13 protein-coding genes are annotated in these 13,502 nt (G+C 44.7%); 5 read left to right on the top strand and 8 right to left on the bottom strand.

Translation table 11 applies throughout. The features are described from left to right. The first annotated feature begins 141 nt into the window (after positions 1 to 141). Together efp and epmA are read left to right on the top strand one after the other, a co-directional pair. The gene (gene efp / locus A3729_RS29265) at positions 142 to 714 is read left to right on the top strand and encodes an elongation factor P (protein ID WP_068507556.1); all 573 of its coding nucleotides are present in this window, start codon (positions 142 to 144) and stop codon (positions 712 to 714) included. 44 nt (positions 715 to 758) lie between these two features. Beyond that, the gene (gene epmA / locus A3729_RS29270) at positions 759 to 1,754 is read left to right on the top strand and encodes an EF-P lysine aminoacylase EpmA (protein ID WP_068507597.1); all 996 of its coding nucleotides are present in this window, start codon (positions 759 to 761) and stop codon (positions 1,752 to 1,754) included. Positions 1,755 to 1,759: 5 nt separating this feature from the next. On the opposite strand, the gene asd is transcribed toward epmA, so the two are convergent. The 4 genes from asd to rsgA all read right to left on the bottom strand — a co-directional run bounded on the left by asd (position 1,760) and on the right by rsgA (position 6,429). Then, complete coding sequence (gene asd / locus A3729_RS29275) at positions 1,760 to 2,620, bottom strand: archaetidylserine decarboxylase (protein WP_068507599.1); 861 nt, start codon at positions 2,618 to 2,620, stop codon at positions 1,760 to 1,762. A 25-nt stretch (positions 2,621 to 2,645) separates the two neighbouring features. Continuing rightward, positions 2,646 to 3,458 carry a sulfurtransferase gene (locus tag A3729_RS29280; protein ID WP_068507602.1) on the bottom strand — a complete coding sequence of 271 codons (813 nt, stop codon included), beginning with the start codon at positions 3,456 to 3,458 and terminating at the stop codon, positions 2,646 to 2,648. Between the two features lie 66 nt (positions 3,459 to 3,524). Beyond that, positions 3,525 to 5,264: an HDOD domain-containing protein gene (locus A3729_RS29285; protein WP_068509670.1), complete on the bottom strand. Its 1,740-nt coding sequence runs from the start codon at positions 5,262 to 5,264 to the stop codon at positions 3,525 to 3,527. Between the two features lie 115 nt (positions 5,265 to 5,379). Then, the gene (rsgA, locus tag A3729_RS29290) at positions 5,380 to 6,429 is read right to left on the bottom strand and encodes a small ribosomal subunit biogenesis GTPase RsgA (RefSeq protein WP_068553429.1); all 1,050 of its coding nucleotides are present in this window, start codon (positions 6,427 to 6,429) and stop codon (positions 5,380 to 5,382) included. A 135-nt stretch (positions 6,430 to 6,564) separates the two neighbouring features. Between rsgA and orn the strand changes: the two genes are divergently transcribed. Beyond that, on the top strand, positions 6,565 to 7,122 hold the full coding sequence (gene orn, locus A3729_RS29295; RefSeq protein WP_068509667.1) for an oligoribonuclease: 558 nt from the start codon (positions 6,565 to 6,567) through the stop codon (positions 7,120 to 7,122). 232 nt (positions 7,123 to 7,354) lie between these two features. On the opposite strand, the gene hisC is transcribed toward orn, so the two are convergent. Then, positions 7,355 to 8,422 (bottom strand): histidinol-phosphate transaminase, encoded by a 1,068-nt coding sequence (gene hisC, locus A3729_RS29300; RefSeq protein ID WP_068509665.1) that lies wholly within the window; start codon positions 8,420 to 8,422, stop codon positions 7,355 to 7,357. Positions 8,423 to 8,602: 180 nt separating this feature from the next. Between hisC and A3729_RS29305 the strand changes: the two genes are divergently transcribed. Then, positions 8,603 to 9,928: an MATE family efflux transporter gene (locus A3729_RS29305; protein ID WP_068509662.1), complete on the top strand. Its 1,326-nt coding sequence runs from the start codon at positions 8,603 to 8,605 to the stop codon at positions 9,926 to 9,928. An 11-nt stretch (positions 9,929 to 9,939) separates the two neighbouring features. Here the strand turns inward: A3729_RS29305 and A3729_RS29310 are convergent, their stop codons facing one another. The 3 genes from A3729_RS29310 to A3729_RS29320 all read right to left on the bottom strand — a co-directional run bounded on the left by A3729_RS29310 (position 9,940) and on the right by A3729_RS29320 (position 13,061). Next, complete coding sequence (locus tag A3729_RS29310) at positions 9,940 to 11,070, bottom strand: M48 family metallopeptidase (protein ID WP_068509659.1); 1,131 nt, start codon at positions 11,068 to 11,070, stop codon at positions 9,940 to 9,942. A gap of 26 nt (positions 11,071 to 11,096) precedes the next feature. Beyond that, positions 11,097 to 12,320 carry a YjgN family protein gene (locus A3729_RS29315; protein ID WP_068509657.1) on the bottom strand — a complete coding sequence of 408 codons (1,224 nt, stop codon included), beginning with the start codon at positions 12,318 to 12,320 and terminating at the stop codon, positions 11,097 to 11,099. Positions 12,321 to 12,719: 399 nt separating this feature from the next. Beyond that, positions 12,720 to 13,061 carry a rhodanese-like domain-containing protein gene (locus tag A3729_RS29320; RefSeq protein WP_068509654.1) on the bottom strand — a complete coding sequence of 114 codons (342 nt, stop codon included), beginning with the start codon at positions 13,059 to 13,061 and terminating at the stop codon, positions 12,720 to 12,722. Positions 13,062 to 13,186: 125 nt separating this feature from the next. Here A3729_RS29320 and A3729_RS29325 point away from each other — a divergent pair, with 125 nt between their 5' ends. Next, positions 13,187 to 13,492 carry a helix-turn-helix transcriptional regulator gene (locus A3729_RS29325; RefSeq protein WP_197470031.1) on the top strand — a complete coding sequence of 102 codons (306 nt, stop codon included), beginning with the start codon at positions 13,187 to 13,189 and terminating at the stop codon, positions 13,490 to 13,492. The last annotated feature ends 10 nt before the right edge of the window (positions 13,493 to 13,502 follow it).

A 13,502-nucleotide genomic window follows, 5' to 3' on the forward strand; every position in this document is an offset into this window, starting at 1 on the left:
AAGTAAAGCTATAGAAAACAGTTTGTCGCCCACTCATTGGCCCTGTATAGATTAGGCTGGACCAAGATAGCGAGAAAATAATTCCGTAAATTGAATAGTTCCTGCATAAATATGTAGGAGACAGAAACAGGTGAGATCAAAATGGGAAGTTATTCTACCAGCGAATTCCGTTCAGGCTTAAAAGTAATGTTGGATGGTGATCCTTGTGCGGTGATTGAGAATGAATTTGTAAAGCCAGGAAAAGGCCAGGCTTTTAACCGCGTTAAGTTGAGAAACCTCAATACTGGGCGTCAATGGGAGAGAACCTTCAAGTCAGGTGAATCTCTTGAAGCGGCTGACGTAATGGAATTCGATATGGAGTACCTCTATACCGATGGTGAGTTCTGGCACTTTATGATGACTGATGGTTCTTTTGAACAGCATGCTGCTGATGAAAAGGCTGTCGGTGATACAATTAAGTGGTTAAAGGAACAGGATGTTTATACGGTCACACTATTCAATGGTGCACCCTTGGCTGTTGCTGCAGCAAACTTTGTTGAGCTGGAAGTGGTAGAAACTGACCCGGGTTTGAAAGGCGATACAGCTCAAGGTGGCACAAAGCCGGCTACCTTTTCTACCGGTGCAACGGTCAATGTGCCATTATTTGTCAATATTGGTGAGAAGCTGCGTATCGATACTCGTACTGGTGAATACGTGAGTCGTGCCAAGTCATAATTGAGCAATTGATTGCATAGAGATTAGAGGTTTGCTTGCTTGTTATGAATAAAACTTCAGAACAATGGCAACCAACATGTTCTTTGCAAAGACTAAAAGCCCGGGCTGAGCTATATGCGCAGCTTCGGGCTTTTTTTGTCGCACGTCATGTGCTTGAAGTTGAAACGCCTATTCTTGGTCGCTCAACTGCGACAGATCCTCATCTGGAAAGTTTGTCTTGCGCTTTGAATTCTGCACCTGGTGCGGGTTCAGAATGTTTATATCTACATACTTCTCCTGAATTCCCTATGAAGCGTCTACTTGCTGCGGGGAGTGGTTCGATTTTCCAAATCTGTAAAACTTTTCGTAATGCTGAAAGCGGCGTACGACATAATCCTGAATTTTCCATGCTTGAATGGTATCGCCCAGGCTTTGATCTCAACGCTCTGATGCAAGAAACCGCAGACCTACTGGAAACTCTTTTGGGTTCATGTGAAGTGTCGACAGTTAGTTATCGCGACTTGTTTCGGAAATATTTAGATCTTGACCCGATGATAGTCGCTATTGATGTACTGAGGCAGAAAGCAATAGAGTTGGCCGGCTATTCCGGGCCTAATTTGGAACGTGATGAGTACCTGGATCTGCTACTAAGCGTCTGTATTGAGCCATACTTGGGCTGTTCTGAAGATAGTAAGCTTAGACCCGTGTTTGTTTCGGATTATCCCGCATCACAAGCATCTCTAGCCGCCTTGAAGCATGATGAGGATGGCTTATTGGTCGCAGAAAGGTTCGAGCTATATATAAACGGGCTCGAGATTGCGAATGCCTATCATGAACTAACGGATGCTAAAGAGCAGCGCCAGCGCTTTGAATCTGATAATTTGGTACGCCAGGATATGGGTTTGAATGGGATACCAATCGATGAGAAGTTCTTATCAGCTTTGGAGTCTGGTATGCCAGACTGTTCGGGAATTGCCCTAGGTTTGGATCGTTTGTTGATGATCAAAGAGGGAGTCAATAGCATTGAAGATGTATTGAGCTTCCCTCTAAGTCGGGTCTAGTAAATCTAGCTTTTAATGATACTACCGAAGTTTTCACCCATTCTAACGGGGGAGCCTGCCTGCATTGCTTCATTGAATTGTGTTGTGCCTTTTGGAAACGCCAATACAACGGTAGAACCGAGCTTGAATCGTCCCATTTCCTGCCCCTTTTCCAGAGTGATACTGCTCGCATCCCCATAAAGGGTACTGTTCACATCGCGCTTAACCGGAGCGACTAAACCAGACCAAACGGTCTCGATACTGGCAACAATCATTGCACCAACCAAGACCATGGCCATCGGGCCAAACTCGGTATCGAATATGGCTGCAACACGCTCATTTCTGGCGAATAGGCGAGGGACATTCTCTGCCGTTACCGGGTTAACCGAAAATAACTTACCAGGGATATAAACCATTTCTCTTAATGTGCCGGTGCAGGGCATATGAATTCGATGGTAATCTTTAGGCGACAAGTAGATTGTTGAGAAGTCGCCACCCATAAACGGTTCGGCTCGTTCAATGTCGCCGCCAAGCAGCTCTACCACACTAAAGCTCTGACCTTTTGCCTGAAATACCTGGCCTTTATCAACCTGGCCTAGCTGGCTAATCGCGCCATCAACCGGAGAAATGATTGCATCTTCTTGGGTGTCAATTTCCCGTGCGCCAGGTTTAAGTTCACGAGTGAAGAAGTCATTGAAGTGCTTAAAATTCTCTGGCGAATCAAGCAAGGCTTCAGACATATTGACGCCGTATTTATCAATAAACCAAGCGATCAGCTTATTCTTGAACGCCGGAATTTCACATTCAGCGACTTTTCCTGCTGCCCGCGAGATCAAGTGTTGCGGTGCAATATATTGACTGAAAATAAATAGATCATCGAGTTTCATAGTAAGTCCGTTAGTAGTAATTTACTCATTCAATAGGGGTGTCAGCTTGGTTTCCCCATTCGCCCCAAGAACCAGGGTAAGCTTTTATATCTGTGAAGCTAAGTAGCTTGCCTAATAGATAAGTGAGGCCTGAGCGATGGTGGGTTTGGCAGTGTGTGACGGTTGGCTTTTCTGGGCTTATTCCAACAGTCGCTAACTCACTCAACAAGGTGTCAAAGGGTTTTAGTTTTAGGCTATTTTGTTGATCCATCGCGCGAGTCCACTCGTAGTTTAGTGCGCCGGGAATCTTGCCGCCTCTGGCTGCGTAAGCAGTTTCGCCACTATGCTCCATCGGAGAACGAGCGTCCCAGATTTGCAAATCTTGAGTGTTTACAAGCTCTTTTAGCTGCGCGAGAGTGAGGCTATGTTTACCGCTAAAAGACACTTGAATATCTGACTTTTCATTAGCCACAGGGCCGCTTTCCATGTCGAAATTTTCAGCAGCCCATGCGTGCAAGCCGCCATTCAAATAGCGGTAGTTGTTATGGCCAATTTCATCGAGTAGCCAGATAAAACGTCCTGCCCAGCCGCCACCTTCATCATCGTATACAATAACCTGACTATCGGGAGTCAGACCAATGCTTTGCATTAAATCGTTTAAATTTTCTTTACTCGGAGCAAGGCCGGGCACCGGCGGACCCGCCTGGGTTAAATTAGGGCTTACCAGTACTGCACCGGGGATATGAGCGCTTAGGTAGCGATCTTCTTTTCCAAGGTCGACGATGATCAGCTTTTCAGAGGAGTCTTCATTATTTAATAGTGCGAGTAATTGAGGCGCTTCAATTAACAGATCTGACATTTGTTAGTTCTCATTGCTTCAAATGATGATCGGCGGATCATACCAGATGACAAAGTTTGGGACTAACTATTCTTCACCCTTTGATGCTTGACGATTCGCTTGATGCTGTAAGGAAGTAGTGACTGCGCTGCATAGGTATTTGAATTGTTTATAGTGAGCGTCGGTGAGTGTTTGGTTGTCAGTGTTATCTGCGAAGAAAAGGGCAACCGGTTTTTTGCCAACAAATACCGACATTAAGAAAAACTCTTTTGAGTCGGTGGCGCCCTTGAAATTCATGGGAATCAGGTCGAGTATCTTCTTGTCACTAGAGGGTTTCACCCAAATACTGGCTGGGCGAGAGCATAATTTCTCAAAAATAGTATTCTTGATTATTTTGCTTTCAAAATCCTTAAGTTCAGGGTGATCTTGGCACCCGACTGAATAATAGTTTTTAAAGCGGCTGCGGTCTTTGCTTATCAGACCCACGCATGCTCGTTCTAACTCAATGCCGTAGGCAATGCCTTGGGTCGCGGCATTCATCAGCTCATGTAGGTCGGTAAACTCCTGCGGGCGATGAGCCATGATATGTGTTAGCTCAGTATATAAGGGGTTCCGTGAAAGCGGCCCGTTTGCTTGCGCTTTTTCAGCAATGCCTTCTTTATTAGTCGGTGCATTAATTTTTTCAGGTTTCGGTACGTCCCGGTTCTCGTGTTGTCTGGTGTCTTCAAGCTTGTTAGTTTTAGTAGAGCTGGCTATTGGCGCTTCTGGAGCAGGGGGCGCTGCTTTTCCCTTCTGAGATGGCGCATAGGCATCTGACTGGAATTCACTGAGTTGGCACTCACTTTGTGCTTTAGTGCGCTTGCGTGGTGGCACGAATAATTTAGCAGCCGGTTGCATTACGCCTGGCATAGGATGAGCGCGTGACATATCTGCAGCAGCTTCATGAGTTAGCTGAATCGCTTCATCAACCGAGCAGTTTAAGTAGCAAGCCAGAATCCGTTGTGCTCTTAATGTTGCCCTTGAATACCAGCAATATGAAGAATAGTGAGCAATCAGGTTTGCCAGCATCACGACAAAATGTGGAGACTGCATCAGCATATTAATGTCGCGATCTTCAACACGGAGCGGTTTCCCATCAGGGCTAAAAGAGCGGGCAATAGTGACCCATTGCTTATGGCTTAATTGTTTATCTGGTTGATAGCATGCCTGAGCCAGGGCAGGAACGTTTAGCTTTTTAGCCAGAGCGGTCGTGACATCGACGATTGTACCGCCTAATACTTCTTTCTCGGCAACATGGGGGAGCTTGTAGTTGGAACGAATGGCATAGCGTACTAAACGCATTTCAGGCGTTGCAAAGCGCCATAAATACCAGATAGGCGCACCCAGAAACAAGCTGGACCAATAAACGTCTTCGGGGTTTCCTTTACCTTTTCTTTTAGCGATGGCTCGACCGAGGTGGCCTGCATATAAACTGGTTGATAGTGTTCGAAGGTAGTAGAAACTGGTAATACTCTTTAAGGAAATAGCTTTAAAGGGTTGCTCGTTTATCAGCTCTGTTAGGCGCTCAATGCCAATCATACTAATGGCGTGTGCCAGTGTCTTACTGCTCGGTGTATCTTCTAGCTGGCTATCATTGGCGTGTGACATGACGTAAAAAGCCAAGATTGGGTCTTTATTAACGTGAGCAGCCAGATGAGAGTATGGAATAACCTTTTTTTCTAGCATACGAATGACTTTTTGACCCACTTTAAATGGCGAGGGAAGTGACTTTGTCACCAGAAAGTTTGCCCAGCCTTCAGCGCTATCGGGCATTTTTGAGTCAGTCATAAAGCTAATGTAATAGATTGATAGTTAGGAGTTGCGAGCAATTTATTGAAAATAGCTCACTATGACTAGAGTATAGATTGGATTTTTAATAATGCAGGCAATTAATGGCTGAGTATTATTGGTAGGTTTCTTTGTCGCCGAGTGTTTCTCTAATTCTGCGGTAACTATTCATGCGCTCTTCACTAATCTCACCTTTGTCGTAGGCGTCAAGGATCGCGCACTTGGGCTCATTATTATGTTTGCAGTCACGAAAACGGCAGTAGCCAATATGCGGCCTGAGTTCGATAAAACCTTCCAACAGTTCTTGCTCATTGATATGCCATAAGCCGAATTCTCGTATGCCCGGTGAGTCAACAATTCTACCGCCACCCGGAATATGAAAAAGCTTGGCTGTCGTCGTGGTGTGAGTACCTTTACGGGATACTTCCGAAAGCGCGCCGACTTTAATGCTCTGATCACCCAGAATACTACGAATCAGTGAAGACTTGCCGACACCGGATTGGCCAACGAAGACGCTGGTGTAGTTTTTTAGCCAGTCGAATAAGGTGGACTCACAATGCTCGACTTCATTGGCTGAGGTCTTGAGTACTTCATAGCCAAGTGCTTCATAGCTTTGGCAGAGTTTTTCTATCTGAGCGCGGTTATTATCATTAATCAAGTCGCTTTTGTTAAACAGTATGGCAGGCTTGATGTCGAGAGTTTCAGCGGCCACCAGATAACGATCAATTAGATTAGCGTAGGGTGTGGGTTCAGTGGCGACAACAATAATAATACGGTCGATATTGGCGGCTACGGGTTTGAGCAGCCCATAGTTGTCTGGGCGTTGCAGTAAACTGTGGCGTTCTAGGCGTGTTTCGATCACACCGCTTTGGTCTTTGCCGGGGCGCCAGACGACTTCATCACCGGTGACTAAAGCATCGACATTTGCTCTGACATGGCAGCGATGAACAAGTTTTTCTGTTTCGCCTTCGCAAATTTCGCTGGGTTCGATATCGAGCAGTTGGCCATAGTGCGCGATGACCAGGCCTTTTTGTTCTTCACCTAAATCGCTTGCTGCATATTCTTGCCCTAGCTTTTTGTCTTTGCGGTCGGCACGTGCGGCTTTCTCAGCTTGTATTTTTTCGATACGCCATTGCTGCCGTCTATTCAGTTTACGTTTGCTCATAAGCTCCGATGAATCGCTAGGAAAAGAACCAATGGCGCTATTCTAGCAGTAAAAGTATTCCAGAAGCTTGTTTATATCGAATATAGTGATTATCTTTAGCTGCCAAGCACCAGCATTAATCATAGGACTATTTTGATGACCGACAGCCCCGCGAAACATAAAGACAACCTTATCTGGATCGACCTAGAAATGACCGGCTTGGATCCTGAACAAGAGCGCATTATCGAGATCGCTACGATTGTGACCGACTCACAGCTAAATACCCTGGCGGAAGGGCCGGTTATCGCGATTCACCAAAGTGACGAATTGATGGACTCTATGGATGAATGGTGTACCAAAACACATGGTGAAAATGGTCTGACTGCTCGGGTTAAAGCCAGCAATACTTCCGAGAGAGAAGCAGAACAAGATACGATAGAGTTCTTGAAGCAATATGTAGATAAGGGCTGCTCGCCAATTTGCGGAAATACCATTGGTCAGGATCGGCGCTTCTTGGTGAAGTATATGCCGGAGCTAGAAGCCTTCTTTCATTACCGGAACCTGGATGTCAGTACATTGAAAGAGCTAGTTAGGCGCTGGAAACCAGAGATTCAATCAGGCTTAAAAAAACAAGGTACTCACCTGGCACTTGATGATATTCGAGATTCGATTGAAGAGCTAAAATATTACCGGGAGCACTTTATTAAAGCCTAAGTAAGTGCCACTCCTTTAAGAACCCTTCTTTTGGTTTCTCCGTGCAGGCCTCCGGCCGCTCTGTGTCCTCTGTGGTGGGTTCGTTTTTGGGGTTTTGATCTTTAGGATTAAGCCCTCTTAACCACAGAGGGCACGGAGCGCTTCGCTGCAAAGAGGAATAATATTTCCCTGTAAAATGGGTGCAATTCAGCTTAAGTAAGTGCCATTCGGGTCAGAGTAAAAAAAGCTATTTTTACTCTGATCCCACGATTAGGCGCTTAAGTCCTGCAATCAGTGCCTGGCATTCTTCAGGTGTACCAATACTAATCCGAAGATAATCTTTAATGCGTGGCTGTTTGAAGTGGCGAATGATAATCGATTGTTCACGCAAACCAGCAGCGAGAGCTTCAGCTTCAATATCTAGGTGCTTGGCGAGCACAAAGTTTGCCGCAGAAGGCATGACTTCAAAACCCAAGTTCTCGAGCTCTAGTGTTAGCCAATCACGCGTTTCAATGGTCTTATCGCAGCAGGCTTGAAAATAAGCTTTATCTTTAATCGCTTCCGATGCGCCTTTGATTGCAAAGCGGTCAAGCGGATAGGAGTTGAAGCTGTTCTTCACTCGCTCAAGGCCATCGATCAAGTCTTTATGCCCAATGGCAAAACCGACACGTAAGCCCGCCAAAGAACGAGATTTAGAAAAGGTCTGAATAACCAATAAATTGGGATACTTATTGACGAGCGCAACGGCACTTTCACCACCAAAATCGATATAAGCCTCATCCACGACGACCACTGATTCAGTATTCCTTTTCAGCAGAGCTTCGATTTCGTCTAATGGCAATACACGACCGGTTGGTGCATTAGGGTTAGGGAAGATGATGCCGCCATTATCTGTTGGGTAGTCGCTAAGCTCTATTTCAAACCGTTCACTAAGTGGAAGAGTCTTAGGTTCAATTTCGTATAAGCTGCAATAAACCGGATAAAAACTATAAGTAATATCGGGGTAGAGTAGCGGCTTACCATTTGATAGCAAGCCCATAAAGGTATGTGCTAGCACCTCATCTGAGCCGTTACCGACGAAAACCTGCTCGACTTCAAGGTCGTAATATTCGGCTATCGCACTTTTCAACTCACTGGCATTTGGATCAGGATATAAACGAAGAGAATCAGACGCTTCAGCCTTCAGGGCCGAGAGAACTTTGTCAGAGGGGCCATAAGGGTTCTCGTTAGTATTGAGCTTAATAAGATTGGAAACCTTAGGTTGCTCACCTGGAACGTAAGGGGTGAGCTTGTGAACGATGGGGCTCCAGAACTGACTCATAATAACTCTCTTAAATTGAAAACTGATATCGCGAGGGCGAATTTAGATTACTGCTTACTTTACCGAATACCGGCTTAATCGCCAAGAATGAAATTATCTAAATCATTTTTAAGCCTGGTTTCGAGTGTGGGGGGGGTGCAAATATTATGCGCTTATTAAGCAAATACAATAAGAACGATAATGATCACCCTAGACCGCTTTCAACTAATTTTTTTACTTTCTCTGCCTATTATTGGCGGTATGATCTCGCAAAATATACTGAATATCGTCGATGTCGCAATGGTCGGTCATCTGGGGGCTAGTGCCTTAGCCGCAGTAGGAACAGGGAGTTTTGCAGCCTTCGTTTCAAGCGCCATGGTTCTGGGGCTGTCTAGCGGTGTTCAAGCTGTTGCCTCTCGTCGTTTGGGTGAGAAGAAAATCGAGCAAGCTGGGGTGTCGCTATTTGCAGGTGTGATGATCGCCGTAATATTTGGCAGCCTTCTGACAGCTTTAATTTATCCTTATATACCTTCTATTTTTCCATATCTTAATGCCGATACCGAAGTCGCTGAATTAGGTAGCTCTTATTGGGAGATCAGAGTCCTCGCGACGGTTTTCATGGGGGTGAATTACGCCTTTCGCGGTTACTTTAATGGCATTAGTCAGCCAAAGTATTACATGTTGTCGCTAGTGTTTATTCATGTACTAAATATTATTCTGAACTATATATTGATTTTCGGTCACCTTGGTTTCGCCGCTATGGGGACTGATGGTGCGGCTTGGGCGAGTACCATTGCCATGGGCGTTGGTTCTGTTCTGTATTTTTGTTTGGGCTTCTTCAAGCTGGAGTCGTTAAAATTATTCCGTATAAAACCAAGCTTAAGTGATCTTGCTAGCGTCTTTAGACTCACCATTCCAGCAGGTTTTCAGCAGCTGTTAATTGCGATTGGTATGATCAGCTTGTTTTGGATGGTGGGTAAAATAGGCGTTAGTGAAGTTGCCGCTTTAAATATACTCATCAATATTCTGATGTTATGTATTTTGCCAGGCTTTGGTTTTGGTATGGCCGCTGCAACGCTGGTAGGTACAAGCTTAGGTGAACGAGACAAGGTGAAGGCTAAACTCTGGGCCTATGATGTTGCCAAAATTGGCGGAGGGATAACCTTGATACTCGGTATGTTATTAGCCTTCAATGCAGAGCTTATCTTGCGCTTTTTCACTTCAGATACGGCTACCATTGACGCGGCTCGCTTACCTTTGCAGGTGACGGGGGCTTTAATATTTATCGATGTTATCGGTGTGATTCTTATGAACGCCTTGCTGGGAAGTGGTGACGTAAAAGTAGTCTTGAAGACAAGTATGCTTTCTCAATGGGCTGTGTTCTTTCCTTTAGGTCTTATCGCAGTAGTTTATTTTGAGCCGCCCTTGCTGGTGATTTGGCTTTTGTTTTCTTTCTCTCGCCTGGGCCAAGGTTTTGTTTACGGTATTCACTGGCATAGAGGGAAATGGGGAGGCGCTAAGCTTTAGTGTTTAGCGCTTCAATGACGGTGATTTCTAAATCGTTCTAGCCGCTCTGACGTGCTTGGGTGGCTTGAAAAATAGCCCTGTATTTCAGATTCTTGTTTTGGCTCCACGCTACCTATGTTTTCTTCGGGCTCGTTTGCACCTTGGTCTTTTTCTTGGGATTCTAAGTTCTCCATTAAGGTAATAAAATCCTCAGGATGTAAGCCAAACTCTTGTAAATGTTTCAGCGCAAAATCATCAGCCTCGAGCTCCATTTTTTGGGAATAGCCTGCTTGCAGAAGAACACCAGGTAAGGCAAGAATTGCTTGGCTGGTGGTTGAAATATCGCCAGTTACGATAACGATGAATAGGGCTAGGCTGGATTGCTGTATCAGTCTTCTCAGACTATGCCGGTGAGCGATATGTCCAATTTCATGCAGCATGATCGTTTCCAGCTGCTCTTGGTTCTCTGCGAGTTTGACCATCTCATCGGTAAAAATAATGGTTCCTGATGGAAGTGCAAAAGCATTCGCACCGATGGACTCGCTTTTGCGGAACTCGATTTTCATTGGAATGAGCTCAAGGCCTTCAATCTTTGTCAGCTCGTCGGCGATGCGATTAAAGGCCTGCCTTAAGGAGTCGCGCTCTTCTTCAGCTAATTCACTGCTTTGAAACACGCTCTTATCTAGGATTTCTAAGCCTCCGTGACCAATTTTTGTTGATACTTCAGCGGGCAGTGCGTGGGCCAATTCTTCGCTGAAAAAAGGAATGCCATAAGCGATAAAACCCCAGCTAGCGACCGCTACCAAAACTAAGGTTAACGCAACAAACTGAAGCTTACTTTCCAAGCGGTGAGCGAGCCCGGAATATGTTTTAGTTTTGAGGTAGCCATCCTGCTGGGCGGTTTTAATCAGTTCATCGATTGCTAAATTATCAGCACATTCAAATTGACATTGATCGCCAAAACTAATGAAGCGCGGGGTATTGCCAATGCGTGATGAGATGTCGACATCTTTAATGGCGACCTTTTTTAAGGGTTCATTGGATGACTCAGTGACAAATTCACTTTCTGGAAAAAAGCAGAGCTGACCGCCTTCCTGATAATGTAGCTTAGCGGGAAGCCGTGATGAGCTTTGCCCTAGGTACAAATAGCCGGAAATCTCCATTGTTAGCAACCAGGCTTCGTCAGCATTTAAATTCCCACTTCGATATCAAAGACTTCACCAAACTCTTCACCCATTGCGGTCAATTGATTTTGTTGATCCGCGACGAAATTATCGAGAGATTGATTTGTCAGCAGTGTTAGTTGGCTTGCGCGGTAGCGCGCAGTACGGATCATCGACCAGGGGATGAGTAAGCCTAGTGAGCAGATAATGGCAATCGTATTGCTGAGGTATAGATACAACATATAGCTAACGCTCAATGTACTTGAGAAAGTCATCTCTTCGATCTGGGTATGATTGAATATCAAGTTTTGGCGCTTGGTTTGAAGGTAGGCAAAGATCCATAAATAAACAGTAAAGAATACCAGCTGAATTAAAATGAGGTTTGAAAAAGACGGTGCTGTTTCTTCACTTGTAAAATTCATAAGGTCTAGCTGGGATAAAGTCCAAAGTACAATAGATATCGCTAAGATAAAAACACCGGAGGCCTTTAAATACATAAGATAGAAGCTTTTTGCGCCAGCGCCATAGCTGAATGGTGAGGTGCCATAGCGAGCGTTATTTACAAGGAAAATAGCTTTTAAGTATTGCCAGAAGGGAAAGCCCAAGATAAACAATGGGAACAAAGCAGCAAGCCCCCAAGGCATATTAAACTCTTCCTCAATATCTATTTTTGCTTCTTCTCCTACGGCAGGTATCTCTGTCGTTTCATCAGCTGGCATCTCCTCAGAAATCGGGACTTCCGAGTATTCCCATACCTCACTGGGCACAGAAAAATATATTGAGCTAACAAGCAGAGCCAGGAACAAAAATACCGGTAGGCCATAAAATAAATAAGCTTGCTTGAAGTTTCGTTCAAAGCGGAAGGTAATACCACGATAAGCTGTGTGGCGGAGCCTGAACGACATAGAAAGAACAATGATTGCAGGCACTAAAACTGTCACTGCTGCAGCGGCATACAAACCCCAAACGCCATTATAGGAATTTATTGCGTAATAAATGCCGAATAATATGGATGCAAAAATTCGCCCTTTTAGAATCTGTTCAGGCTTTGCCAAATATTGAAAGGCGCTGTCGTCAAGCTGAGTATTGCCATAAAAATAGCGGTGTGTTCTAACTTTCGCCCAGGCCGAATAAATGCCCAGCGTAACGATGGTGAGAGCTATATTGACGATCCAAATGCCAAAGAATTCGAGTGCTTTGCCGCTGAATCTAAAAGGCTGTTCAGTATAGGGTTTTACTTCTAAGTCCATTTAATGGGAGTTCCTTCAATTTGATGCGCTTAAAAACTAGCGGCAGTCTAACATAATTAGAAGGAGAGGCTGCGGTCAGAGTAAATTTACTCTAGACCGAACGGCACTTACTTAAGCATATGTTCCATCTAAACAAATGATTATCTATAGGGTGCAATTCAGATTAAATAGGAGCCATTCATTTAAGAACCCTTTTTTGATTATCTCCGTACAGGCCATCGGCCGCTCTGTGTCCTCTGTGGTGGATTCGTTTTTGGGTTTTTGATCTTCAAGACTAAGGCCCTTAACCACAGAGGACACAGAGCGCTTTGCTGCACAGAGGAGTAATGTTTCTCTAGGCTTCCACTGTAAAAAAGTGAAATTCAGTTTAAGTAAGTGCCATTCTACTTTCTAATTATTCTAGCTCTGACATATCGTCTCAATATCACAAGTGATCACCGATACATGCTTATAGCCGATTCTCATCAGCTGCTCTGCAGATAAAGTGGCGCGTGCACCGGTTGCGCAGTGGATATAGAGCGGTGTTTCTTCATGTGGGTGGAGTTCTGATACCTTCATTTCCAAGACACCACGTGGAATGTTGAGGGCGTTCGGTGTCGGGTTTTGTGCCACTTCCATGGGTTCTCTTACGTCAATCAAAATACCACCATTATTGCTCATTTCCAGCTTGGCGCTTGATGATGTTACACAGCGTACTTTAGGTCTGATTTCTTGAATTAAGTCCGGTATCGATCTCAACATATTTATTACCTCAAACATTTACAGTGATGGGAGGTATGATATATTAGAAGTTGCTAAATTAGCAATTTTTAATTAGTATTCATATTTATCGTGACATGCATAAGACGTAATTTAAGGTGTAGGTGATGGATATTAGTCTGGATGAAATGTCTTCGCGCTCGGCAGAAGCAGAGGCTTTCTTAAAAAACCTGGCAAACAGCAAGCGCTTAATGATTTTGTGTGTTTTGAGTGAAGGGGAGCTATCAGTTGGCGAATTAAATAAGCGGGTGCCTCTTTCTCAATCGGCCTTGTCGCAACACTTGGCAAAGCTTAGAGCAGTAGAGTTTGTGGCAACGCGCAGGGAGTCGCAGACCATCTATTACCGGCTAAACGACCCTCGTGTAGAGTCGATAATTCAGAACTTGTATAACGTATTTTGCCAGCCGAATTAATTAAACCTTA

The sequence above is a fragment of the Oleiphilus sp. HI0043 genome (assembly GCF_001634935.1).

Excerpts from the sequence above, each read along its gene's own strand:
- efp (WP_068507556.1), top strand. The coding sequence starts at position 142 with ATGGGAAGTTATTCTACCAGCGAATTCCGTTCAGGCTTAAAAGTAATG.
- epmA (WP_068507597.1), top strand. The coding sequence starts at position 759 with ATGAATAAAACTTCAGAACAATGGCAACCAACATGTTCTTTGCAAAGA.
- asd (WP_068507599.1), bottom strand. The coding sequence starts at position 2,620 with ATGAAACTCGATGATCTATTTATTTTCAGTCAATATATTGCACCGCAA.
- A3729_RS29280 (WP_068507602.1), bottom strand. The coding sequence starts at position 3,458 with ATGTCAGATCTGTTAATTGAAGCGCCTCAATTACTCGCACTATTAAAT.
- A3729_RS29285 (WP_068509670.1), bottom strand. The coding sequence starts at position 5,264 with ATGACTGACTCAAAAATGCCCGATAGCGCTGAAGGCTGGGCAAACTTT.
- rsgA (WP_068553429.1), bottom strand. The coding sequence starts at position 6,429 with ATGAGCAAACGTAAACTGAATAGACGGCAGCAATGGCGTATCGAAAAA.
- orn (WP_068509667.1), top strand. The coding sequence starts at position 6,565 with ATGACCGACAGCCCCGCGAAACATAAAGACAACCTTATCTGGATCGAC.
- hisC (WP_068509665.1), bottom strand. The coding sequence starts at position 8,422 with ATGAGTCAGTTCTGGAGCCCCATCGTTCACAAGCTCACCCCTTACGTT.
- A3729_RS29305 (WP_068509662.1), top strand. The coding sequence starts at position 8,603 with ATGATCACCCTAGACCGCTTTCAACTAATTTTTTTACTTTCTCTGCCT.
- A3729_RS29310 (WP_068509659.1), bottom strand. The coding sequence starts at position 11,070 with ATGGAGATTTCCGGCTATTTGTACCTAGGGCAAAGCTCATCACGGCTT.
- A3729_RS29315 (WP_068509657.1), bottom strand. The coding sequence starts at position 12,320 with ATGGACTTAGAAGTAAAACCCTATACTGAACAGCCTTTTAGATTCAGC.
- A3729_RS29320 (WP_068509654.1), bottom strand. The coding sequence starts at position 13,061 with ATGTTGAGATCGATACCGGACTTAATTCAAGAAATCAGACCTAAAGTA.
- A3729_RS29325 (WP_197470031.1), top strand. The coding sequence starts at position 13,187 with ATGGATATTAGTCTGGATGAAATGTCTTCGCGCTCGGCAGAAGCAGAG.